Annotated in this window: 19 protein-coding genes; 7 read left to right on the top strand and 12 right to left on the bottom strand. The window is 38.9% G+C overall.

Annotated elements, in window-relative coordinates; all coding sequences use genetic code 11:
* Positions 1-12 precede the first annotated feature (12 nt).
* The 4 genes from SHI21_RS07865 to SHI21_RS07850 are packed head-to-tail and all read right to left on the bottom strand — an operon-like array spanning position 13 to position 5,811.
* Complete coding sequence (locus tag SHI21_RS07865; RefSeq protein ID WP_323575787.1) at positions 13-549, bottom strand: redoxin domain-containing protein; 537 nt, start codon at positions 547-549, stop codon at positions 13-15.
* A gap of 11 nt (positions 550-560) precedes the next feature.
* Complete coding sequence (locus SHI21_RS07860) at positions 561-1,172, bottom strand: TetR/AcrR family transcriptional regulator (RefSeq protein ID WP_323575786.1); 612 nt, start codon at positions 1,170-1,172, stop codon at positions 561-563.
* A gap of 15 nt (positions 1,173-1,187) precedes the next feature.
* Positions 1,188-4,397 carry an efflux RND transporter permease subunit gene (locus SHI21_RS07855; RefSeq protein WP_323575785.1) on the bottom strand — a complete coding sequence of 1,070 codons (3,210 nt, stop codon included), beginning with the start codon at positions 4,395-4,397 and terminating at the stop codon, positions 1,188-1,190.
* Position 4,398: 1 nt separating this feature from the next.
* Entirely contained in the window at positions 4,399-5,811 is a 1,413-nt protein-coding gene (locus SHI21_RS07850; protein ID WP_323575784.1) for a TolC family protein, read from the bottom strand.
* A 149-nt stretch (positions 5,812-5,960) separates the two neighbouring features.
* On the opposite strand from SHI21_RS07850, the gene SHI21_RS07845 reads away from it, so the two are divergent.
* Both SHI21_RS07845 and SHI21_RS07840 read left to right on the top strand, forming a co-directional pair.
* Positions 5,961-6,590, top strand: a complete 630-nt coding sequence (locus tag SHI21_RS07845; protein WP_323575783.1) for a TetR/AcrR family transcriptional regulator — start codon at positions 5,961-5,963, stop codon at positions 6,588-6,590.
* 178 nt (positions 6,591-6,768) lie between these two features.
* The gene (locus SHI21_RS07840) at positions 6,769-7,611 is read left to right on the top strand and encodes a substrate-binding periplasmic protein (protein WP_323575782.1); all 843 of its coding nucleotides are present in this window, start codon (positions 6,769-6,771) and stop codon (positions 7,609-7,611) included.
* Here the strand turns inward: SHI21_RS07840 and SHI21_RS07835 are convergent.
* Positions 7,573-8,943 carry an acyl-CoA dehydrogenase family protein gene (locus SHI21_RS07835; protein ID WP_323575781.1) on the bottom strand — a complete coding sequence of 457 codons (1,371 nt, stop codon included), beginning with the start codon at positions 8,941-8,943 and terminating at the stop codon, positions 7,573-7,575. The genes SHI21_RS07840 and SHI21_RS07835 overlap by 39 nt on opposite strands.
* A gap of 93 nt (positions 8,944-9,036) precedes the next feature.
* Between SHI21_RS07835 and SHI21_RS07830 the strand changes: the two genes are divergently transcribed.
* Positions 9,037-9,645, top strand: coding sequence for a YceI family protein (locus SHI21_RS07830; RefSeq protein ID WP_323575780.1), 609 nt, complete (start codon positions 9,037-9,039; stop codon positions 9,643-9,645).
* Between the two features lie 38 nt (positions 9,646-9,683).
* On the opposite strand, the gene SHI21_RS07825 is transcribed toward SHI21_RS07830, so the two are convergent.
* Positions 9,684-10,559, bottom strand: coding sequence for an AraC family transcriptional regulator (locus tag SHI21_RS07825; RefSeq protein WP_323575779.1), 876 nt, complete (start codon positions 10,557-10,559; stop codon positions 9,684-9,686).
* Positions 10,560-10,667: 108 nt separating this feature from the next.
* Here SHI21_RS07825 and SHI21_RS07820 point away from each other — a divergent pair, with 108 nt between their 5' ends.
* The 3 genes from SHI21_RS07820 to SHI21_RS07810 all read left to right on the top strand — a co-directional run bounded on the left by SHI21_RS07820 (position 10,668) and on the right by SHI21_RS07810 (position 13,727).
* The gene (locus tag SHI21_RS07820; RefSeq protein WP_323575778.1) at positions 10,668-11,387 is read left to right on the top strand and encodes a YceI family protein; all 720 of its coding nucleotides are present in this window, start codon (positions 10,668-10,670) and stop codon (positions 11,385-11,387) included.
* 163 nt (positions 11,388-11,550) lie between these two features.
* Positions 11,551-12,549, top strand: coding sequence for a zinc-binding alcohol dehydrogenase family protein (locus SHI21_RS07815; protein WP_323575777.1), 999 nt, complete (start codon positions 11,551-11,553; stop codon positions 12,547-12,549).
* A gap of 11 nt (positions 12,550-12,560) precedes the next feature.
* Positions 12,561-13,727, top strand: a complete 1,167-nt coding sequence (locus tag SHI21_RS07810) for an MFS transporter (RefSeq protein WP_323575776.1) — start codon at positions 12,561-12,563, stop codon at positions 13,725-13,727.
* On the opposite strand, the gene SHI21_RS07805 is transcribed toward SHI21_RS07810, so the two are convergent.
* From SHI21_RS07805 to SHI21_RS07780, 6 genes are read right to left on the bottom strand one after another with little or no spacing between them, the layout of a single operon-like run.
* Positions 13,728-14,402 carry a hypothetical protein gene (locus SHI21_RS07805; protein ID WP_323575775.1) on the bottom strand — a complete coding sequence of 225 codons (675 nt, stop codon included), beginning with the start codon at positions 14,400-14,402 and terminating at the stop codon, positions 13,728-13,730.
* Positions 14,403-14,411: 9 nt separating this feature from the next.
* Positions 14,412-16,550 carry a TonB-dependent receptor gene (locus tag SHI21_RS07800; RefSeq protein WP_323575773.1) on the bottom strand — a complete coding sequence of 713 codons (2,139 nt, stop codon included), beginning with the start codon at positions 16,548-16,550 and terminating at the stop codon, positions 14,412-14,414.
* Positions 16,551-16,560: 10 nt separating this feature from the next.
* A complete protein-coding gene (locus SHI21_RS07795; protein ID WP_323575772.1) occupies positions 16,561-17,838 on the bottom strand; it encodes a lysine N(6)-hydroxylase/L-ornithine N(5)-oxygenase family protein in 1,278 nt (425 codons plus the stop codon).
* The gene (locus SHI21_RS07790) at positions 17,831-19,576 is read right to left on the bottom strand and encodes an IucA/IucC family protein (protein ID WP_323575771.1); all 1,746 of its coding nucleotides are present in this window, start codon (positions 19,574-19,576) and stop codon (positions 17,831-17,833) included. Before SHI21_RS07790 ends, SHI21_RS07795 begins: the two co-directional genes overlap by 8 nt.
* Complete coding sequence (locus SHI21_RS07785; RefSeq protein ID WP_323575770.1) at positions 19,573-20,583, bottom strand: GNAT family N-acetyltransferase; 1,011 nt, start codon at positions 20,581-20,583, stop codon at positions 19,573-19,575. The genes SHI21_RS07790 and SHI21_RS07785 overlap by 4 nt, the downstream gene beginning before the upstream one ends.
* Positions 20,584-20,588: 5 nt before the next feature.
* Positions 20,589-22,346 (bottom strand): IucA/IucC family protein, encoded by a 1,758-nt coding sequence (locus tag SHI21_RS07780; protein WP_323575769.1) that lies wholly within the window; start codon positions 22,344-22,346, stop codon positions 20,589-20,591.
* 145 nt (positions 22,347-22,491) lie between these two features.
* Here SHI21_RS07780 and SHI21_RS07775 point away from each other — a divergent pair, with 145 nt between their 5' ends.
* A complete protein-coding gene (locus SHI21_RS07775; RefSeq protein WP_323575768.1) occupies positions 22,492-22,989 on the top strand; it encodes a hypothetical protein in 498 nt (165 codons plus the stop codon).
* The last annotated feature ends 51 nt before the right edge of the window (positions 22,990-23,040 follow it).

Here is a 23,040-nt window from a genome sequence, read left to right as displayed (position 1 = left end):
CAAAAGAGAACTTTAGGCACTCAGCGATGAAATATTTCCAATTTCCTTATCAAGGACCTCAATTAGTCTTGAGTCATCAGGATGAATCTCTGGTGCAAAACGCTTCACTACCACGCCTTGTTTGTTAATAAGAAACTTTTCAAAGTTCCACATCACATCATTGTCATGTCCAACATCCAGACCACGCTTAATAAAAGCGCGTTTCGCCTGACTATAAAAAGTTCCGAATGAATCCGGGGCATCAGTTGTGAGAATTTTATAAAGTTCATGTTGCCCTTCTCCTCTCACTCTTGTCGCTTGAAAAAGTGGAAAAGAGAACTGGTGCTTGTCACCAAAGAGTTTGATATCAAATTCATCTGTCTGAACGGCAAGGATTTCAAATCCCATGTCTTTGTAGTTTGCATACAATTGTTCTAATTTTTTGTGTTGAGCAGTTGAACCCGTATTCACCGGAACGTTGACCACCAGAAGAACTTTATCTTTGTATTCTTCTAATGTAACAACCTGTCCTTCTTCTTTTGTTAAACTGATATGATAAATGCTGCTCATAAAAATAACCTCTACGCTGCAAGTTTTATTGAATCGATAATTTGCTTGATAAGCAAATCTATAAAATGTTGATCTTTAAGTGAAAATTGGCACGCGCGATGAGTGGATCTTTTCGATCTCATACTCGCATTCACCGGTGTCCATAATGAGAAGGCCAGGACTTTACTATCAAGTGACTGGTCTACAATTCCTTTTTCCTGAGCTTGCTGAATAAAATTCAGCAGTCCATTCCAAAGTTTTCCGAAAGTCTGCGGGAAAATTTGAATAGCGTAAGGGTGCTCTCTTTCAAACTGGTCAAAGTAAAGACTGACGACTTCAGAGTTCTCTAAATAGAACTCCACATAAGATTTAAAAAATAAAGTCAGTCTGAATTTAAAATCCACTTCATTTTCGACATTGCTCAAGATGTTGCCAGTTGTCTCGAACTTCTCTGAAAGCATTCCTTCAAATATCGTTTCTAACAAGGCCTCTTTGCCACCGAAGTGAAAGGAAATAAGGCTGGGGTTAGCGTTGGCGTGATCACAAATCTCTCTGACTGAAACTCCGTGATAACCACGTTCGCAAAAAAGAGAGAGAGCGGACACGATCAAACGATCGCGCCCATTCTCTTTTGTTTTTTTCATTACAGTATTCATTTCTTACTCAGTCACCATTGAATCGTCTTCAATTTTAGACTGACCTTGAACTTCAGTATGCTTGTTTGGTTTATGAGCTTTCTCTTCTTTAGTTTGAGAAGTCATTTTTGCTCCCAAATTATTAGCCCATACTCTAAAGCGGTCGATATAAACGAAGATCGATGGGAGAACAATCAAAGTTAGAATCGTTGATAAAGCAACACCTGCTACAATTGCAACCCCCATTGAAGTTCTAGTTCTAGAAGCTGGGTTCAAACCGATTGCAATAGGTAAAGTACCAGCGATTAGAGCAAATGAAGTCATAAGAATTGGACGAAGACGAGTCTTACCTGCTTCAATGATAGCAGTAAATCTATCTTTACCTTCTTCCATCAACTGCTTTGCAAAGTCGACCATTAGAATCCCGTTTTTACCGGCAACACCGATAAGCATGAAGAACCCAAAGATCGCAAACAGGTTCATTGTTTTACCTGTTAAATAAAGTCCGAAGAAAGCTCCACTAATAGCAAGTGGAAGCGAAAGCATAATCGTTACAGGAGTAATAAAAGACTCATATAAAGATGAAAGAATCAGATAAATAACTAGTAGACCCATACCTACGGCAAGAATTGTTGAAGTCATTAGCTTTGCCATATCTTCAGCATCACCACCTAAGTTCAGGTTAACACCTGGCTCAAGCTTTAAATCTCCTTTAGTCATTCTCTCTGTATATTCGGCCATAATCTGATTTAAACCTTCACCTGGTTTTAGCCCTGATGAAAGCTCAATAAAACGTCCACGGTTCATCCTTTCAATAGACGCCGGACCAGTTGTCTCTACACCATTAGCAACATCAGAAAGTTTAACTAAGCGGTGGTTGATGTTTGGTACATAAACCTGATTGTAAAGTTTCTTTAAATCTCTTTGTTCATCAGTTAAACGAACACGAACATCATACTCTTGACCATTTTCACGGAAAACAGCAGGTGTCGCCCCTTCAACTTGTGCTCTTAGTTCTGCACCTAATGTTTTAGTGTTGATACCGTACTCTCTCGCTGCTCCTGGCTTAACTTTTACCTGTAGCTCTGGCTTACCAGTTCTATAGTTAGAGTCAGAGTCTACCAGACGCTTGTCTTTTTTCATCGCTTCAAAAATTTTCATTGCACTTCTTTCCAGTGCAGCAGCATCAGGAGAAGTGATGTTTAAAATCATCGGCTGACGTCCCATTCCCGATGTATCGTATTTTTTTACAATTGGGTTAGCGATTTCTTTATAAGCAACAAGTTGCTCTCTAAGTGTATTTCTAAAGTTTTCTGTCGTAATTCCATGTCTGTCTTTTTTCAACTTAACAATGAAAGTGGCCTTATTAACCTCACCGTTTTCATTTCCTGCAGAATAAAGAACGAAGTCGACGATATCATTTTTTTGAACGATATTTTTTACTTCAGTTGCAACCTGTGCAGTTTTTTCAATATTTGTTCCCGGAGTAAGCTCAAGTGTAATATTTAATTCGTCAGCGTTATCATCTGGAACGAATTCACCTGGAAGGAAGCCTGCTACGTAGAAAGAGAAAAGGAAGATCGCTAAAGTTGCACCAATTGTCGCCAGTGGAGACTTTAAAGTGAACTTTAAGAAAGCTTCGTAAATGTTTTCTAACCAAGTTTGGAAACGGTCAAATCCTCTAACCATGCGGCCAAGAGTTTTGTCGTAGATACCTGGGTTTTCAGGAATATGTTTAATGTCATGGTGCTCGCCCCCAAAGTAAGCTGCAAGCATCGGAATAATTGTAAGGGCAACAAAAAGTGAAATGGCCATTGAGAAAGCAACTGTTAAACCGAATGATTTAAGGAACTGTCCGATCGTTCCTGACATCATGGCAACTGGTACGAATACGGCCATTACAACCAGTGTAATCGCAATAACGGCCATCTGAATTTCAGCTGTCGCTTTTTGAGCTGCTTCTTTGGAATCAAAACCTTTTTCCATAAATCGATAAACGTTCTCAATAACAACGATGGCATCATCGATCAAGAGACCTACTGCTAACGTCAGGGCCAGTAGAGTTACGATGTTAATTGTAAATCCAGCAAGACCAATCAAGATGAAAGATCCGATTAAAGAAACTGGAAGTGAAAGGGCCGTGATTAAAGTAGACCTTACAGAACCTAAGAAGAAAAATACTGTAATGACCGTTAAGATAATACCGATAATAATTGTTTCATAAACGTCATGAACGTTGGCCTCAATCTTTTCAGACGAGTCGACGATGATATCAAGCTTCGGAGCATTTTTACTGTCTTTTAATTCTAAGTTAATGGCCGCAGCTTTTTTCTTAATATCTTGAGCAACTTTAAGAGTGTTCGATCCTGCTTGACGATAAACTTGTAGAGTTAATACGCGGTTCTCATTTAAAAATGAGCGCGATTTTTCATCTTCTAATGTATCTTTAACGATCCCAAGATCAGCAACACGAGTTGGTACTTCGTTACCATAAAGGTTAACTAGTGTATCTGCGACTTCCTGAACATTTGAGAACTCTCCCACTCCTCTGAATACTAATTCTTTATCATCACGAGAAACTTTACCTGCAGGAATATTTTCTCCCATCGCTCCTACTTGAGAAGATACCTGAGAAACTGAGATCTCACGCGATTTAAGTTTATTTCTATCTAGTAAAACGTGAATTTCTCTTTTACGTCCACCGATAATTTCAACCGCACCAACGTTATCTACTTGCTCTAGACGAGGTTTAATAATTCTGTCGGCCAAGTCGTATAACTCACCATCGCCTAAACCTTTTGCTGTAACAGAAAGATATACGATCGGGCTATCAGAAGGGTCGAATTTTTTAATGATCGGATCTTCTACTTCAGTTGGAAGATCAGCTTTTGCGATGTTTACTTTATCGCGGACTTCCTGCTCTGCTACTTTTGAATCTTTATCATCGTTGAACTCAACGATAAGAATAGAAACCCCTTCAAGGTTTCTTGATTTTAAACGTTTGATACCTGAGATTGATGCAATTTCATCTTCAAGCGGTTTAGATACTAGTGTCTCAATCTCTTGAGGACCAGCTCCTTGATAAACAGTTTGTACAGTTACAACCGGAATCGAAACGTCAGGAAATAAATCGACTGACATTGATTTGAAGGCCGTAAAACCACCAACTAGAATCCCGATGATTACACAGGTGATAAATATGGGTCTTTTAATGGATACGTTTGCTAAACTCATATTATTTCTCCCCTTGGTATAATTTCAACTGTGCTTCTAGTGCTAATATTTGAGTCGCTGATTGAATACGTGCAGCTTGTGCTGTTGTGTAGTCTTGCTCAAATAAAAGAACCTGATAAGTTGTCGTACGACCTTGTCTTAATCTAGTTCTTTCATTGTCTAATTTTGCTTTTTGAGCGACTTCCATTGAGCGGGCAATTTTAAGCGTCGCTTTCGATTCCGAAAGTTTTTGCTTCAAATCGATCCAGTCCTGGTCTTGTGTGTACACTAAATTCTGCTCACTAATTTCAGCAGATTCTTGTAAACGTCTTGCTCCGGCCTTTGCATCTGAAACTGCAGAGAAATTCAGAGGCATATTGAACATCACTCCAACATATCCAGAGTCGTGTTCAGTTTTATTTCCATTGTTAAAAGCACGTGATGCTTCTAATCCACGCCCTTGAAGAGCATAACCACCAATCACATCAAGTGTTGGTTTATTTCTTTCAAGAATAAGTGCGCTTGATGCTTTCGCCAGAGCAGTCTGAGCTCTTGCTGCTTTAACATCTAATCTTTCACCCGGACGAGCTTCTGGAACCACGATATTTTGAAGATTCGCGTAATCAACGATCTCCAGACTTGGCGTTGCAGTTGTTGATTCCAGATTCAAGTAAGTATTGAAAGCTCGCTGCGCGCGCTCAACATCGTTCTGTGCTTGCTGCAATTGAAGTTTATAAGATTCAATAAGAGCAGTGGCCTGAAGAACGTCGGCACTTTCACCAAGGTTTTTTTGTTTTTGTTTGTTAACGTAGTTGTAAATATTCTGACCAGCACCTAGGGCCTGCTCTTGAATTGCCACACGTTCTTTTGCTGTCGATAATTGCCAGTAAGCAACTTCAGCATTGATTAAAAGATTTTGTGAGTTTGCCAGGGCACCATACTGATTAGCTAAATTTTGATTTCTTGTCACTTCAGCTTGTGCCTGAATTGTGCGTCCAAAACCGTTACCCCATAAAGGCATTTTCAATTCGATATTTGGAGTTGCATCCCAAAAAGAAGATTCAACGCCCGCTGCGAAATTTGAGTTCTCATACTGAGTTTTTGTCAGAGTATAAGCAAGTTTTGCTTCCAGACCAAAATCAAACGTTTGAGTTAGTCCAGCACTATAAAGGCCAACATTCTTCTCATCCCAAGATTTTGATTGAGGAGGTGCTGGAAGTGTAGTGTCGAAACTGCGTGTTGCTTCAGCAAAGAAGTAAGGCGAAGTTAATAGATCAGCTTCACGAGAAACTAATCCCGATCCATCTGCCTGAGCTTTTCCTTGTCTGTAAGCTAAGCTTTTTTCTTCTACTTGAGTTAGGTATTCATTGAGAGTCAGCGCATGAGCAATAGGCCCCGCCACAATCGATCCAATGACCACGATTGTCTTTAACATAGTTAACCTCATCTTGGATGTAATCAAACGATTACTTTGTTTTCAAGTTGAGTATCGTCGAAAACTGTGATGTAATCAAGTGATTACTTAGTAGAACTTATGAATTTTCTGGCCAACCTATAAATTTTAAGGTGTTATAAAGGAAAATTATGGTAGTAAAACAAATTAAATCTAAAAACAAAGATCGTTTAGCGACTGAAGAGCGCCTCCTTGAGGCGGCAGAACAGGTATTTTCAAAGCATGGCTTCAAAGGCGCGACTACGCGTATGATTGCTAAAAAAGCTGACGTTAATGTCGCTTTAATCGCCAGATATTTTGATGGTAAGTATGGTCTCATGATTAAGTTCATTGAGAAAAAAGCGATTCAGTGTCGCTTTATTGAGATGGACTACCCACCTCAAGAAACACTCGCTGCAGAATGCTTATGTTTTGCCAAACAAAGACTCTTATTTTTTATTGATGATATGAGTTTATTTAAGATTGTGATGGTTCAGTTTTTAACTGATCCAAAATTTTTAAAGAAGTTTCATGAGTCATTAATTATCTTTGAAACTCACCCGGCATTCGAAGCTCGTCTCAACAACCTGATTGAACAAAAAAAAGTTGCTCCGACAATTAATGCTGCTCAAATTTTAGATATCATAGAAGATTATATCTTCAGCATTGTCATGGGAAAGATGTTAATCGATAACATCTCACATGAAGAGGCCAATACTTATCTTGAACGATTCATTGATATTTTCTGTAAGGGCCTTGAGTCTCAAGCTAAAGACAAATAAACTGGGCAGTCATTAGCGCGAACGACTCTCGCTGCCAATAAAGATTCTCCAAAGTAGAATATGAGTTCTAATAGGTTGCGGCCCAACATAAAGATTACATAAATTTTACTCCCTCTTTCTATTAAAGCGTTGCCTCGAATTCCTCCTAAGTACATACTGCAATCTGATGAAAATGCTTATGATACTCTCCCTACTCGCCTTTAGTTTTACCTCAGTGGCAGGAACTGACTTAAAAAAAATGGGCCTCCCAAATAACCGAGTGATTACTATCACCGGCCATCCTGATTACCCTCCGGTCATATGGACGAATAAAGAGACCAAAAAATTTCAAGGCATCGCTATCGAAATGATGCAAATGATTTTCAATGAAATAGATGTCAAAGTTGTTTTCATCAACGTGGACAACTGGGCACGTGCTCAGGAAGAAGTGAAAAGCGGAAGGATTGATATACTTCTTCCTCCCTATAAAACAGAAGAGCGTCTTCCTTTTTATAATTATGCAACTGAACCTTTCATACAGGATGAAACAGTTGTCTTTGTGAGAAAGGGCAAAGAATTTAAATTTGAGAACTTTCAAGATTTACTAAAATTCCCCGGCACCGCAATTATCAATGATAGCTTCGGATCTGATTTTGATAAATTTGAATTGATCCATAAAAATATCACTCGTCTTTCTACGACTGAGCAGTGTTTTCGTTTTGTCGATAAAAACCGCGCCCGTTATATTATTGCAGGACTTAACTCAGGGCTGGCCACACTTGTTCAATTGCACTGGGAAGATCGTTTTGTGGTTTTACCAAAAAGAGTTATCACCACCGGGATGTACGCTCCGATTTCACTAAAATCAAAGTGGAACATACCTGAAGTAAATAATTATCTGAAAGAAAAATTCGCCGAATATAATCGCAAAGGCATCATAAAGAAACTAGAGAAAAAGTACCTTGCTCTCTTAAAAAAAGAGAACAAGGAATCAAAGATTTTATTAAACAAAAGCACTAAGACCAGTAATGGCCCTACCTAGCACAAGACTATTGATTTGTTTTGTTCCTTCATAAGAGTATAGAGCTTCAGCATCCCCTAAGAACCTTGCAACCTTGTTGGAGATTAAAATTCCATTGGCACCCATTAGCTCTCTCGACATGCTGGTGATGGTTCTGCAGCCTACTGTACAAAAAACCTTTGCCAGCGACGCTTGCTCATCAGACATCACACCAAGATCGTGTAATTGGCTCAATCTGGTAGTCAGACACTGCATGGCCGTTAACTGCGAAAGCATTTGTGCCAGCAGATCCTGAGTCATCTGAAAGCCTGCAATCGGGCGGTCAAACTGACGGCGGTCCATTGTATACTGAAGAGTGTGTTCATAAGCTCCGCGAGCACAACCGACGGCCTGCCATGCAACTCCCGCTCTCGTCATCTTTAACACTTTTGCAGTGTCTTTAAACGTGTTCGCATTTTGCAGACGTCTTTCTTCTTTCACTTTTACGTTCTCTAATTTGATTAAAGCATTTTGAACAATTCTCAGTGACATTTTATCTTCAATTTTTTCAGTCGTTAAACCATTTGTCGTGCGATCGACAATGAAGCCTTTCACCATATGGTCGTCGACGTCTTTGGCCCAGATAATAATATAGTCGGCAAATGTTGCGTTCCCGATCCATTTTTTTTCACCATTAATTGTCCAGGTATCACCTTCACGCTTACAAGTGGTTTTTAATCCCATAGAAGCGGCCGAACCAACATCGGGCTCAGTCAAGCCAAAGGCCCCGATTTTTTCCATTCGAATCATTGGTGGAATGAACTCGCGTTTTTGTTCTTCTGATCCACAAATATAAATTGAATTCAAGGCAAGACCAGAGTGCACACCAAAAAAAGTACAAGTTGAAACATCGACTCTAGCGATCTCTTCGCCAATCATTCCTTCAAGTAGATTTGAGTGCCCTTGCCCGCCGTATGATTTGTCGTAAGTCAGTCCGATGATATTGAGCTTTTTCATTTTATCAATAATCTGAAAAGGGAACTCACCTTTCAACCAGTATTCTGTGGCGATTGGTTCAATTTCTTCCAGCATGAATTTTCTTACATTAGCGAGGATAACTTTCTCCTCATCAGTTAAATGCGATCTTGTGTCGTAAAAATCCCCATTGATAGGGGGAAATTTGGGATCACGACGCTTCTTGATTTTTCTTGCTTGATCAAGCCATAAAAGCAACTCGTCGCCTTCAAGCTCTCCTAGGAATGACAACATGGCCGGTATGTTCTTGATAAGATTTATATCTTTTTTGCTTCTGTCTTCGGCCTTGTCAAAAGCATCTTTTAACTTATCGCTGATCTCGTCCCAAAAATTTTCCATTTTAAACTCCCTTTCCTTAGTGTTTGCAATGCTACTGCCAGCTTCACGTTTGGCACGCAACTTGTAAAGGCAATGTTCAATCAAGGAGTTTATATGAAAACAAAATTATCCCTCGCACTTACAGTTCTCTTTTTCTCACTAAGTGCTTTTGCCCTTATGCCCAATTATGTTCCAGGCCAGTACAAAATTGACCCGGATCACACGCGCGTTGATTTTGTAATTAACCACTTTGTTATTTCTGAAGTTGAAGGAAGATTTAACGATGTTAAAGGAAATTTTCTTCTAGCTAAGAAATTCACTCTTTCAACAGTGGAAGCAGAAATTGCGACAACTTCAATTGATACTGCGGTTGCAAAAAGAGATGAGCACTTAAGATCTAAAGAGTTTTTTGATGTGGCCACATATCCTAGAATGACTTTTGTAGGTAAGCACTTCACAGGTAAACCTGGATCATTCACTTTAGTTGGTGACCTCACAATTAAAGATGTAACAAAAGAAGTAACTTTCAGAGGGAAATACACTGGATCCGTGAAAGATCCAATGGGCAATGAAAGAGTCGCATTAAACATGAGTACAAAAATTAACCGTAAAGATTTTCATATCAACTACGATCAAAAAATTGATATCGGCCCGGCCGTTGGCGATGACGTAACGATCATGATTCGCACAGAAGGAATCAAGACTGGTGACGTGAGCAAATAATGATGAGGCTTCCCGCAGTTTTTCTGCGGGAAGTTTTTTTAACAAATGTGTCTAACTTTCTGTCTAAACTTTCCCGGATTCGTTTTTGTTTTTAATTTAAAAAATCTTGTAAAGTAATTTGGGTCTTCAAAACCTAACTCCAATGCGATCTCACTCACCGATAAATCAGAATAAGCAAGTAACCTCTTACTCTCCAGGATGCATCTGTCTTGAATAATCTCCCTGACATTTTTTCCCAGGTTGCGATTCACTTTCGCTGTCAACGACTTTGTCGCCACTCCCATGGCCTTGGCATAAAACTCTACATTGTGGTGAGTTTTATAATTCTTTTCAATCAATTCATTAAACTCATCCCTGAACTTTGAAATGCGAGAAACTTTCACAGGAGTACTTTTAAGAAATCGTGAAAAGAGAATTATTAATTGGGCCAGATTAAGTCTGAGTAAAATTTCAAAATCGCGGAACTCCGCCTCGTACTCTTCTAGCATTGTCTGATACAGGCCACTCATACTCGCTTTCTTTTCTCCTGTGAGACTCAGGTAACTTGCCGCAGGCCTTAGGGCCTCGGTAAGGACAAAAGACTCATCACCAGAAAACATAGAAAGATTCTCAAACTCTACGACAATCCCGCACGTGTCCTTACTCATTGCCCATGAATGCACTTGTGCTGGCATCATAAAAAACATCGCACCACTTTTAACAGCATGACGTTTAAAATCTATCTCATGCCAGCCAGAACCTTTAGTGATAAAAACCAGATGGTAAAAATTATGTTTATGAGGGAATGGAACGGCAGGGTTAAGTCTGTCTTCAAGCCTTGTGACTCTTACCTGATTAGTGATTCCCGAAACTACTCCGAATGAGCGCATGGGATGTAGTGTCTTTAAATCTTCGTGATGATGCTCTTTTTTCATGATTTTAGCCTATCATAAAACAGGGCGTTTTGTGCTATTTATTAAACCATGAGTCCATAGAATCTCCCCTCCTAAACCTCTATAATAGAGTCATAAGTGAGGTACTAGATGAAAAATCTGACAGGTCTGTTTATCCTATTAAATATTCTAGCGTTTAATGCAAACGCAAAAGACTTTGAATTAATTAAAGAACACTCGCGCATTGCTTTTGATGTCGACTATATGCTGATGACTAAAGTTGACGGTCAGTTTAAAGACTTCCAAGGATTCTTTGCACTCAACGCTGCTGAAAATGATATTACTAAAATCAAAATTATAGTGAAAGCTGATAGTGTTGACACTAATGATGGAAAAAGAGATTTCCACTTAAGAGGTCATGAATTCTTTTTTGGAGCGACTTACCCGCAAATTACTTTTGAGGCCCCTGGTCCGATTAAAATCGAGCAAGGTAAAAAAATGCAAGTTCCGGGTTACCTTACAATGAGAGGAATTAAGCGTCCTATTATTTTAGAAGGTATTTATAAAGGAAAATTGAAAGACCCGTGGGGAAAAGAGAATTACTTCTTCAACCTGACTGGAGAGCTTGATAGAAAGGTCTATGGTATCGTGTGGAATAAAACAATGGATGCTGGCGGAGCTTTAATTGGTGATACAGTTCGCTTAAATCTCACTGTACAGGCCCAGGTTTTAGGTGAGAAGACTCCGTTTTCAACTCACATGGTTCCGACAACAAAAGGAATCGTAGAGCGCGATCAATTAAGTAAAGGGACTATTAAAAAACTTTCGACTGCAACTGACCCAAAAGATCAAAGTAAACCTAAGAAATAAATCTTACTCAGGAAAAGGAATGTCAACTTGGCATTCTTTTTCCTTAAAGTCTCAAGCGCCTTCACCTAAGAATCATACCTTTTCATTTCCCCCTCCTTGCACTTGATAAACTAATAAAATAGTATCAGCTGTGAGATGTTAATTTTTTTAATAAGGAAAATATATGAGAGCTTTAGGTTATACGAAGGCACATTTAATCGACCAATTTAATATTCAAGAAATTGAAATAGAAAAACCTCAAATAAAAGAAACGGATCTTTTAGTTCAGATAAAAGCGATCTCAGTCAATCCTGTGGACACAAAGATCAGACAACGAAAATCTTCTGATGATTCAACACCTATCATTCTCGGATGGGATGCTTCAGGAATCATTTTAGAAGTTGGAGCTGATGTAGTCGATTTTAAAATTGGTGATGAAGTTTATTACGCCGGTGAATTAAATAGAGCTGGATCAAATGCTGAACTTCAAGCAGTTGACCAAAGATTGGTAGCAAAAAAGCCAAAGAATATTAGTTTTACCCAGGCCGCTGCCATGCCATTAACAAGTGTAACTGCATGGGAAGCTTTGATTGAGAATAAATCACTGGAGCTACACTCTCGCCCTACTATTTTAATTATTGGTGGTGCCGGTGGAGTTGGATCAATGGCCATTCAGATTTTAAAGGCAAAATCAAATGCCATCGTCATTGCGACGGCCTCTAGAGTTGATACTATTAATTGGTGTAAAGAATTGGGTGCTGATTTTGTCATCAATCACACTAACGATCTAAAAACTGAATTAGAAAAAATTAATATCAAAGAAGTAGATGCAGTCTTTAGTACAACTCATACTTCAGACTATCTGCCTAAACTAAATGAAATTATCAGACCCTTTGGAAATTTTATTTTAATTGATGACCCTCAAGATTTAAATATCTCTCACTTTAAACAAAAATCAATCAAAACAACTTGGGAATTTATGTTTAGTAAAAGTCTGTTTAATTATCATCCTGAGGAACAAGGTAGAGTACTTAGTGAAATCGCGCTTCTAGTAGAAAGCGGCAAAATAAAATCCACATTAAAACAAACTCTGGAAGGCCTGACTACTGCGAACTTAAAAAAGGCGCACGAAACTCTTGAGTCATCGAAATCTTTTGGTAAGATCGTCCTAAACGTCAACTAAAGGTCTCTCCAATGAAAAACAATGTATTCTCAGGGAATATTTTATTCTATCTTCTTGCTATTGCGGTAGGTGTTTCTGTTTCATGTCTTTATTTAAATCAACCTCTACTGCAAACACTTGGAAATGAATTAAATACCACTGTCGGAAACATTGGCTTAGTCGCAAGTTTTACACAAATTGGTTATGCCCTTGGACTCTTTTTTATTGTTCCTCTAGGTGATGTTGTCCCTAAAAAGAAATTGATCTTAATTAAACAATCCCTTCTGATTGTCACTCTTATTGCTGCTGCTCTTGCAACCAGTTGGATTACGCTTTTAATCGCAAGTATGTTCATGGGGATTTTTGCAACTGTCGCTCAAGACTATATTGCTTACAGTACAGATCTTGCTGACGAAAAATCTCGTGGAAAAGTTATCGGGCTTGTGATGAGTGGTCTCTTCATGGGGATTCTTTGCTCAAGAACACTCTCTGGTGTCGTGGCCGGAATTAGTGGATGGAGATCAGTCTTTATTCTTTTTGCTCTTTCATCAATCATTCTTTCAATCATTGTTTATTATAAAGTACCGACTGTACTTACAAGTGCCAAAACAACTTACGTCGAACTGTTAAAATCTTTAATTTTCCAGTTTAAAACAAAGAAGAAACTTCGCACGTCGCTTTTTACTCAAGGTCTCCTTGGTTTTGCTTTCAGTGCTTTCTGGACCAACCTTTCTTTCTATTTAGGTGGACCTACTTTTAATCTTTCCCCTACTCAAATTGGTCTCTTTGGTATTGCAGGAGCTGCCGGAGTTTTAGGTGCACCGATTGCCGGAAGAATGGCCGACAAACAAAGCGCTTATATCGGAATTAATTTCGGGATCATTTTAGTTTTTGCTTCTTTCGTTTTAATGTATTTGATTCCCACATCACTTATCATCCTTGCTCTTGGGGCCGTAATATTTGACCTAGGACTGCAGATTGCCCTAGTCTCTCACCAAAGTATCATCTTTTCTCTAGAGGCCTCTGCTCGCGCTCGTATCAATGCGATCTTCATGACAGGACTCTTTACGTTTTTTGCTTTGGGATCGTTGATCTCAGTGAGACTTCAACAAGATTATGGATGGACTGCGGTTTTACTTTCAGGGATTGTGACTTCAGCTCTGGCCTTTGTTTTGGCAAGAAAAGCAGCGAAGGAATAACTAGCCTGGTGTCAGGACGAGAGGAACAATAATTTCTTTAGGATAACTGCTCGAGCTATTCCAAAAAGTTTTTAATGGGATATTTTTTGCCACACTAATAATTCTTCTTAGTGCTGACATCTCTAATGTTCCTTGAACTAAAATAGCATCAAGAATATCGCCTTCTTTACTCAACATGAGTTTAATTTTAATTAGCTGATTCTCGCGGATATTAAGAGTTGCCCCCAAGCGAGTTTCGTAGAAATTTTTAATCAAACCAAACAGATGCCCTTGATCGAAATCACCTGCACCAGCTCCAGAACCATTACCTGCTCCAGATCCAACACCAGAACCCGATCCACCAGTCACAGCAGCACTTACCGCGCCGCTTGTTACAGAAACCGTATCAGTTGTCGTCGCTGTAGCAACGATTGCCTTAGTCGCCGTTTTTGTAACGACAGATTTCTCAATTGCTTTTGTTGGGATTGAGCGCGCAGGAGCACTTACTGAGTTTTTTGAAACAAACTTAATACCAGATAGTGAAATCGTTTTTCCACCACCGCCAGCTTTTCCCGTTAATTCTAATGTATGAACTGAATTGTTATAGAAGGCCCATGATCCAAGGACAACAAAAACCACATGCAACCCGATAGATGCATAAACTGATTTAAATGTTGTGTTCGAAAGTGTGCTCATTCTAATATTTTACCAAAAATAATTTACCCTGAAGCCTAGCTCTCTCGGGGTATTGATTTGATAGTACTTAACATTATAAGTACCTGTTGCATTAGTTAACGCTGAACTCGGCGACCCATCATATATCACATATTCTTTGTCGAAAATATTTTTCACGTAAAGTTCCAGAGAGTAGGAAGAAAATGCATACTGCGTGTTCACGTCGAAGTAGTACTGGTCTGTAATTTCTCTATTGTTTTCAGCATTTGAGAATGATTTTCCCAGGAATCGCCCACTTGCTCCAAGGGCCCACATATCCGTAAGCATAATCTTATAGTTAAGCATCGCCGTTACATTGGGAGCATTGGGAAACTCTTTACCTGTATAATTAAATCCGCTCTTTTTGAAATCCACAAAGCGCGTGTGAACATACCCAGCATTTAAAGTGACTGTTTGGGCCTGTGTTAAGTAATAATTACTTTGAACTTCTGCCCCGTACACTTCTGATCTTGAAGCATTTTCAACTTGAGTGTCATAAAAATCGTTTGAAAGGCGAACCGAAACCTGTTGGTGTTTCCAGTTAGTGTAAAAAACGTTTGTTGAGATATTAAATTGAGACTGCTCATATTTATGCGACAACTCATAGTTGTTGGTTCTTTCCGGGTCGTATGAAACGGGGATCGCTCTACTTCTGTTGATACTTAAACCACCACTTCTGTAAGCTTCAGTATAAGCAGCTCCAAAGTGATTGCGGGCGTTCATGTGATAAACGTAACCAAGTTTTGGAAGGAAGATGAAGTTCTCTTCTTTGTCTCCATAACTTCCAGAAGACTTAATTAAATAGTTATCAACCGTCGTATTGGTTCCGGCACTTCCTGTATCTTCTGTTCTTTTAGCAACAACACTTGTTCCAAACTTGTTATTTGAAAACTCAACTCGCCCACCAAGATTAACTGAATGCTCATCATTGAAGTCATATGTGAATGAATTGAAGATCGAGTAAATCGTGCGGATGTTTTTAGAGTCCTGGATAACAGCAACCGGAGTTGTGTTCACTCCACCAATCGGAAAGAGCAATTTAAAATCATGGTGCTCACGAAGAGTGTAATTTGAAATATTCATTCCCAGCATGTTGTTTACTTTATCATTTTTAAAATAAAGTAAGTTTTCCAAGCTGTAGAAATTGTCTTTATGGTCTTCTTGCCTCGTACCCGCAAGATTAACCTGTGCTCCATCAGAGTCCGATGCTTCCTTAAAAGTACTTTGAGAGTAAGCAAGAATCGCTGTATTGCTAAAGTTTTCGTTGATCGTTTTTAAGTAACGAAGACTCGTCTGCTGATTTCCAACACGTGAGCTTAGATCGACATCTTCAGTAACCTGACGTTTGAATGGATCAGGGCCTTGAACGTAATTACCACCTGATTTATTTCTCATCACTTTTACGTCGAAGAGAAGTTTATCGTCATTTGTGGCCTGGTATAAAAGTTTCGCATTGAAGTTATCGCGGTTTTTATATCCCCAGTCTTTGTTGTTAGTTGTAGTATTTGTAATGAAGCCGTCTGACGTTTCTTTATTGTAAGCAACTCTAGAAGTTAATTTCCCTGGAATGATTTCCTGGTTAGTCGCGACTCCTACTTCTTTTCTATCGAAAGAGGCGTAACCTAATTTCAATTTCCCTTCTGTGAAAAATGTCGGCTCATTGTGGTTAACTAAAATAGTTCCGGCAAGAGAGTTGAACCCTTGAGTTGTCGACTGGGCCCCACGAAGAATTTCAATTCTATCCATATCCCATAAGTCAAAACTTCCCGCTTTAATTGCGAGGTCTGTCTGAAAAACATCGTCGATGATAATCGAGGCAAGGTTATCTTTTTGGTAACCTGTTACACCGGTATTTTTAATACCTCTGATACTGAATGTCTCACCTTTGCTGTCTCTATTAACCTGAACGTTAGACTGTCCATTAAGAGCTGAAATTGAGTTATCAGTTACTCCTTCTTTGTACGTATCATCTTTTAAAACAGTGATGCTCGTTGTGGTGTCTTTGTATTTCTTTTTTTCCTTACTACCTTTGATAACAATTGAATCAAGTTCTAGCGATCCATTAGGTTCAGTTTGAGAAAAAGCAATTTGAGAAACAAGTAACATAAATACGGGAAAGAAAAATTTCATATAAATCCAATTATTTTTTAGTATAGCTCATAAAATTTGGGGCCTGCTTCGCAGTTAGATAAAGCTTCTCCCCAAGGACAACATTTGCAATTGTTGCTGATCTCCAGGCCATCAGACTCGTCTGAGGCTCAGAGATACCGTGGCAGTGACGGCTGAAATTAAGTGCAAACACTTTATTGTCAGTTGATCCATTCCACTTCACTGAGAAATCCTGATTGAAGATAAAACGGTCTTCCTGGTCAAAACTAATTTTTGATCTTATCGGATCTAAGATTTTAGGAATTGTATTTGAAAATCCTGTGCATAAAATAACCACATCTGCAGCGATCTCATCAAGGCCTTCGCTGAAATCATTATCCAGGACTAATAAATACCTTCCATTAATTTCGCTGGCATCATTTAATCTTCTACTTGGAAGGATTTGAATGTCCTGAGAGGTACCTTCAACAAACTTTAACTGGTAAAGCTCACGGTAGATATCTTCTAGGTAAGATGGAGTATTTCCATCACTAGCTAATTTTTGAGACTTAACAATCGGCCCTTTTCTTTCCTGATCCATCGGAAAAAAATCTTCTACGTAGCTTGGAGTAAAAAATTCATTTGTAAATGGAGATTCATCAAGCGGCTGAAGACCTGATCTTCCTGTAATAAGCTTGATGCTCTTTGCTTTTCCCCATTTCGATTTATAGTTGTTTCTAAAAATCTCTACACCCGTTTGGCCGCCACCGATAATGACCACATCTTTGCCATCAACATTTAAGTCAGCAAGTTGAGATGATTTTGCATGGAAGAAGTTATTAGAAATTAAATCGACTGTACACTCAGGGATTCTTGGAGTGATGCCAGTTCCGATGCAAATATTCTTTGCAGTGAACTGCTCTGCTCCAGCAGTGATCACAAAGTTAGATCCATTGAAATCAACATTTGAAATTGGTGTATCGAATTGCAGTCTGTGTTCTAGTTGTTTGGTGACCCACTGGCAGTACATTTCAAATTCACGTCTTGTCACCACTTGTCTTCCAGTGTTCATGAAAGCATGGAAAAGTCCGTTTTGTACCAGGTAGTTTAAAAATGAATACGGGCTTGTTGGATCCACCGGAGTGACAAGATCCTTCAGGTAAGACGTCTGCATATCTGAATCAGAAAACATAATTTCAGAATGCCATTCGAAACTCTTCTTAGCATCGAAGAATCTGAAATTGAAATCTTTTGATTTATCTAAAACAGAAGCAAGGCTCAAATTAAATGGCCCTATTCCTACTCCGACAAGATCGTAATGTTTAGTCATGGATTGCCTCTCTATGCTTAAGTCCCAAGTAAAGCGGACTCGCAAGATCTTTGCCTACCATTGGTTTTAGTCTCTCACTGGAGTCACCGTAACCAATTTTAAAGCGTACTTTATTTAATAAAACTCTATGAACGGATTCATTTAAAAAATTTAATTCCGGGTCAATCGTTTTGCCTTCAAGATACTCAGACACAATATTTGCTAAGATTTTATAGAACTCGATTTCTTTTAACCCATCACTCTCTTCCATCACTTCCGACACAAAACGAAGCACTGTCACCAGGTGTCCTGTCATCAAATCGTGGATCAAATAATTAGGCGGAAGTTTGTCCAACTTCGCTGCTATTTCTTTAAAGTCTTCTCTCTCTAGTAGTACCGAATTTTGGGCCAGTCTTAAATCACCTTGAAAATCTTTCAGGATGACACTTACGGGTCTAAAGTCCTTCATTTTCAGGATAATATTCTGTCCGTGAGACACAAGGCCTAGCCCGTACTTAAGTTGCAGGTGATAAAGAGGTAAAATGACAACTGTGAAATATTCTTTAAGCCATTCTTGTTTAGAAAGACCCGATTTCTTGATGTAGCCACCGATTAAAGAATTTCCCTCTAGGTCTTGATAAAAAAGACTGCCAGTTAAGATTGCAAGCTCTCCTGGACCTTGTTTAGATGCCATACTCTCACGCCAAACCGTTCCTAAGAACTCGTTGTAGCGGTAAGGGACTTCTTTCACTTGAGAGAATAATTCATGCTTCACAGTCATTCCGGCCTTCTCAACCAGAACGTCTGTATTGTATTTTTTTAGCAATTCATCTTCATGGCAAAGACCAAGAATGTGACGAGAAAGTTTTGCTCCGACTGAAATATATCGAGCAGGAATTCCTCTGATTGCTGAAGTATTTAAAATTGTCAGCGGCAATTTAATATCTAACTTTTTCGGGTGGTGGCGATTCGACAGTGTTCTGATTGAAATTTGAGGAACGTAATCATCCCCTAAAATTCCCAATGAAACGATGTCTCCTGTGACAACCTGTGCGTGGTATTGAATATTAATAAAACGATTCCACTGCCAAGGATGAACTGGCATGAAATGAAAATCATCAAAGTTAATTTTCTTTTCTTTTAAGATTTCATAAAATCTTTCCATTTCATTTTTATCGAAACTTTCTGACAAAAGTTTTCGAGCATCCATCTGATCATCAAAAGAGCTTTCTACTAATTCTTTTTTTACGGCGATCCAATAAAGGCACACACCTTTTTCGCTTTCAGGAGCAAAGTTTTCAAACTCTCTGACTCCCCATCCAACACGACCTTTACTTAAAAGAATTTTTGGATGGCCATTTAAATAGGCCTGCACTTCTTCACCTGACATATTTGTCATTGAATCAGCAGACACACCTTTTTGTTTTGCTAAAAGTGCAAGGTCAGCAAAAAGACTGTTGTGCATTTCTTCCAGGAAGTTTCCTAAAATAATGTCAGTCATTTCTAAATCAACTTGGGCATCAATAAAAAACTGTCCGGCAGAGATTGCTTCTGATCCTTTTTTCTTGATGCTTTTTGGATCCACTCTCAAATGATCCCAGATCCCCATCCATGCTTTAAAGCTGTAGCGGTCTCCGTGTTTTAAATCGATAGCGTATTCATTCTCAGAAACTTTAACTGCTGTTAAAATCTGTTCATAACAAAGTTCGCCAATCGACTTGGCAATAAGATTTAAGTTTACGGTCTGCCAGTCGCTCATATGTGTCCCATATAAAAAGCTTCGCGTTTACATTCAAGTAAAGCAGCACGTTTATGAGGAAAATCGAATTCGTAGAGTTTTTTCCACCCACCAGAAGTTTCAACATACTTCAAAACTTTAGTGTTATCAGAGCGAGGCTCGGCCATTACTCTTCTGGTTCTGATTTCATCGATAAATAAGAAGTGCAGTAATGATTTAATGGCCGCATCTGTATTGTGAAAACCTAAGAAGTCGGTGTCACCGATTAAGAAGTGAAATCCTCTATCGAATGATTCACTTTCGTAATAAGGTGCCAGACGGTCTTCGCGGCACCAATACATTTCAAAGTATCCAGTTGCGACACCATTGCTCTCTAAAATCATCGGAAGCGTATGTGGGTCTTTTAAACCTTTTAAGATGTATTCTTTTAAATCAGCTTTTGGAAGTGGAAGCTCCCAGAAATCGGCCACTCGTGGTTGATTGTGCCATTCATGAAAAATATCAAGATCGCGGACTGGATCGATCATTCTAAAACTTAGAGTCTTCTCAATTTGGGGAACATACTTTGAATAAAGAGTCCCCGTTTGAATATCAGGGCGCACAGGATGAAGTCTTTCAGCGGACGATGATGTCCATGTTTCAATTCCTAAAACATAGTCGCGGTCTTTATGCCAGATTCCTCTTAATTGGAAAAACTGGTGGCGGCCAAAACGAATCACATCACTTCCGTCTGCAAAATGCTTTTGCAAAAGATATCCCGTTTTTTTATCAGGATTGAAGTTATTAATTTCGACTGACTTCAATTCAGTTGAGTGGCCTAAAACATATTCAACGGCCACGAGAAGAAGGTCATCGTTAAGCAGTGAATCGTTCTTCATAACATTTAATTTTAAAAGCTCACCATGGGCTTCTGCTTGAACTAAAAGTTCGGCATTATGCTGGTTTTTCACTCGGCATAATCCTTCAATCATTTCTGCAGTAATCGCTTCCCCACTATGAAGTGGTTTATATGTAATCGGTTTCATCATATTAATCATAGATTGATCTCGTAGATTGGATTAGGGAAAGCGTTATAAATCCCCAATGGATTATCAGTTGTATTCTCATTCATATTAACGAATGAGCAAAGGAAGTTTCCTTTTTGCAGAAGTTTTGGATTATCTAAAAGGTAATCAAAGCAAGATGAGTCTTTAACTCCAGATGCTCGCCAGTTGAATAACTCTTCTCGGAACATTGCCATTAATTGCTCTTCAGCAATACCGGCATCTTTAGCAATCGTGCTGATAGTATTAAAGACTGTATTGATAACTAAATAGTAGGCAAAAAGAGCATTACCATTTGTTTCATCAAGAATATTTCCATTCTCAATCGTCATCAATTTTACTTCTTTAGAAAAAAGTTCGAAGCCAATTTTACTATAACCTGTTCCATGACAGTCTCTGAAGTATGAGGCCTTCGGCATATTATCTTTAATTTCTAAAATTAAATTTTGTTGGTGAGCACCTAACAGGATTCCGTAATTTGCCTGTGCCATCATCAAAGGCTTCACCGCAACTTCAAGGAATTTTGCAAACCAGGTCTTGGCATTGACCTCCATTGATTTACTATTTCTCTCACTTGCTCGTTGGATCTGGCCGCCAATAAGACTCATCCCTTCCAGCGGATTATCCTGAGTCAGTGTCGCCAGGACAAGCTTTTGTGATGAATGATTAATGAAGGGATTCAGTCTCAATGAAATGATAGTCTCATTAATAATTTTTTTATCGCGATCAATCAGGGCCATGAATGCGGGTTCAAATAAAACATTAAAGTCCGGATAAGATTTTAAAAATGTTTGTCCATTAGGTGTAGAAAAAACATCTACGACCTGAAGCCCTCTCACGACTTCTACAGGCAGCATGTGCCTCAGGGAGTTTGTTAAGCGCACACTCAGTGAAAACTTCAACATATAAGGAGATGTTTCATTATAAATCGTTCTTAAAGAAGAAGTTGGATACCACTTTTCTTCCACGTATTCAGAAGCCCCCAGGTCAACGATCAAACCTTCTGCCATATACTCTTTTATCAAAGGCATTTTTAAGAGGATGTTTTTTTGCCATGGATGAACAGGAAAAGGGATAAAGCCCTCTGTCGTGAATTCTTTAAATGCTTCTGAATCTGAATTCTCTTTTAAGAAAATTTCTTTATTCCACTCTGTATGATCAAAGCTCTTTGAGGCCATTTTATGAGTGATCTCAGAGTGAACCATAAACCAGTGCAGGTTAAAATCTCCTGCAGCTTCCGGAGAATATTTTTTATAATCTTCTTCTGAAAATTCATCTCTATTTTTTGGGTGTGGATGGAAAGTATGGCCGACAATCAATGCTTGCTCAGCATCTTTGAAATCTATTGTGGCATTTTTATAAAGAGCTATCAGGTCTGTCTCACGAAGAGCAATCGCAGCTTCGATATTGTGAACACTGCCAGTGATTCGATCCAGGAAGATACTCACTTGCTCTGGAGATGTTTTATAGATTGATGAAAGATGATCCAGTAACACAACCACAGCTTCTGTAAAATTTAATTCACAAGCTTCACTGTCTTTATTTTTTCTATAATAAAAATGTCCGGGATAAGAATGTCTTCCTACTAATGAGACGTACTCAACCGGGATCACCAGCATGCCTTCATCTTTTAAATTGATCACAAACGATGACGATTCAGTGTCATAAAAAAAGTCATTAAACTCTCTAAAGAGAGAATTTAAAAAACAATTGGCAGAATGCTTTAGCGATAGGTGTTTAGTGTGCATTTATTTCATGTTAGGCCTTAGGGCCAAATATTTAACTTCCTTACCTTTTATATACATCACCATAAAGTTGTTTGACAAGCCAAACTACCTGTCTTACATTGTGCTCCATAAAGACATCCCATCCACCACATATAAGGATCTTTCTATGAAAAAAGTTTTGTTATTAGCTGGAATTACCACTGCTCTATCATTAAATGCTTTTGCTTCTGACTTTGAGCATCCTTCTAAGTTGAAGTGGGGATCTAAGTTTTCCAACTACGCATGTAGCGACTTTGATAATCAGGAATCTGATGAGCCTGCATTGTTTGCGGAGCACAATGTTTTGTTCCAAGAGCTAGGCGTTAAAGACGGTGGGATGGCCTACGGGACCTTAAATGCTATGTACGGCGCGGGAATTGAGTGTGAGTACGTTGTAAAACTAGCTCGTCATAAAGAAGACGAATCTTTATCGTTTAGCGAATCAAGACATACGCCGGGCGCAAATTGTGTTGCAGGTGCTGCTGCTTTGGATAGTTTCTTTTCGAAGGGATTAAACTACAAACAAGGTGGAGGCGGTCATACGAATCTCTCTTTTGAAGTAAGAGGTTCAAACGATGGTGGTTGTGCTGGGAATGTTTTTCTTCAGTTCACACGTACTCGCTAAATAAAAAATAAGGCCCGCAAGATTATGGGCCTTTTAAAACTTAAAAGAAGA

The sequence above is a fragment of the Bacteriovorax sp. PP10 genome (genome assembly GCF_035013165.1).
Classification (GTDB): Bacteria; Bdellovibrionota; Bacteriovoracia; order Bacteriovoracales; family Bacteriovoracaceae; genus Bacteriovorax; species Bacteriovorax antarcticus.
Note: the sequence above shows the minus strand (reverse complement) of the source record. Positions and strands in the feature narration are given on the sequence as shown.

Bases quoted from the DNA above. Each gene is read 5' to 3' on its own strand.
- SHI21_RS07865 (WP_323575787.1), bottom strand. From the start codon at position 549: ATGAGCAGCATTTATCATATCAGTTTAACAAAAGAAGAAGGACAGGTT.
- SHI21_RS07860 (WP_323575786.1), bottom strand. From the start codon at position 1,172: ATGAAAAAAACAAAAGAGAATGGGCGCGATCGTTTGATCGTGTCCGCT.
- SHI21_RS07855 (WP_323575785.1), bottom strand. From the start codon at position 4,397: ATGAGTTTAGCAAACGTATCCATTAAAAGACCCATATTTATCACCTGT.
- SHI21_RS07850 (WP_323575784.1), bottom strand. From the start codon at position 5,811: ATGTTAAAGACAATCGTGGTCATTGGATCGATTGTGGCGGGGCCTATT.
- SHI21_RS07845 (WP_323575783.1), top strand. From the start codon at position 5,961: ATGGTAGTAAAACAAATTAAATCTAAAAACAAAGATCGTTTAGCGACT.
- SHI21_RS07840 (WP_323575782.1), top strand. From the start codon at position 6,769: ATGATACTCTCCCTACTCGCCTTTAGTTTTACCTCAGTGGCAGGAACT.
- SHI21_RS07835 (WP_323575781.1), bottom strand. From the start codon at position 8,943: ATGGAAAATTTTTGGGACGAGATCAGCGATAAGTTAAAAGATGCTTTT.
- SHI21_RS07830 (WP_323575780.1), top strand. From the start codon at position 9,037: ATGAAAACAAAATTATCCCTCGCACTTACAGTTCTCTTTTTCTCACTA.
- SHI21_RS07825 (WP_323575779.1), bottom strand. From the start codon at position 10,559: ATGAAAAAAGAGCATCATCACGAAGATTTAAAGACACTACATCCCATG.
- SHI21_RS07820 (WP_323575778.1), top strand. From the start codon at position 10,668: ATGAAAAATCTGACAGGTCTGTTTATCCTATTAAATATTCTAGCGTTT.
- SHI21_RS07815 (WP_323575777.1), top strand. From the start codon at position 11,551: ATGAGAGCTTTAGGTTATACGAAGGCACATTTAATCGACCAATTTAAT.
- SHI21_RS07810 (WP_323575776.1), top strand. From the start codon at position 12,561: ATGAAAAACAATGTATTCTCAGGGAATATTTTATTCTATCTTCTTGCT.
- SHI21_RS07805 (WP_323575775.1), bottom strand. From the start codon at position 14,402: ATGAGCACACTTTCGAACACAACATTTAAATCAGTTTATGCATCTATC.
- SHI21_RS07800 (WP_323575773.1), bottom strand. From the start codon at position 16,550: ATGAAATTTTTCTTTCCCGTATTTATGTTACTTGTTTCTCAAATTGCT.
- SHI21_RS07795 (WP_323575772.1), bottom strand. From the start codon at position 17,838: ATGACTAAACATTACGATCTTGTCGGAGTAGGAATAGGGCCATTTAAT.
- SHI21_RS07790 (WP_323575771.1), bottom strand. From the start codon at position 19,576: ATGAGCGACTGGCAGACCGTAAACTTAAATCTTATTGCCAAGTCGATT.
- SHI21_RS07785 (WP_323575770.1), bottom strand. From the start codon at position 20,583: ATGATGAAACCGATTACATATAAACCACTTCATAGTGGGGAAGCGATT.
- SHI21_RS07780 (WP_323575769.1), bottom strand. From the start codon at position 22,346: ATGCACACTAAACACCTATCGCTAAAGCATTCTGCCAATTGTTTTTTA.
- SHI21_RS07775 (WP_323575768.1), top strand. From the start codon at position 22,492: ATGAAAAAAGTTTTGTTATTAGCTGGAATTACCACTGCTCTATCATTA.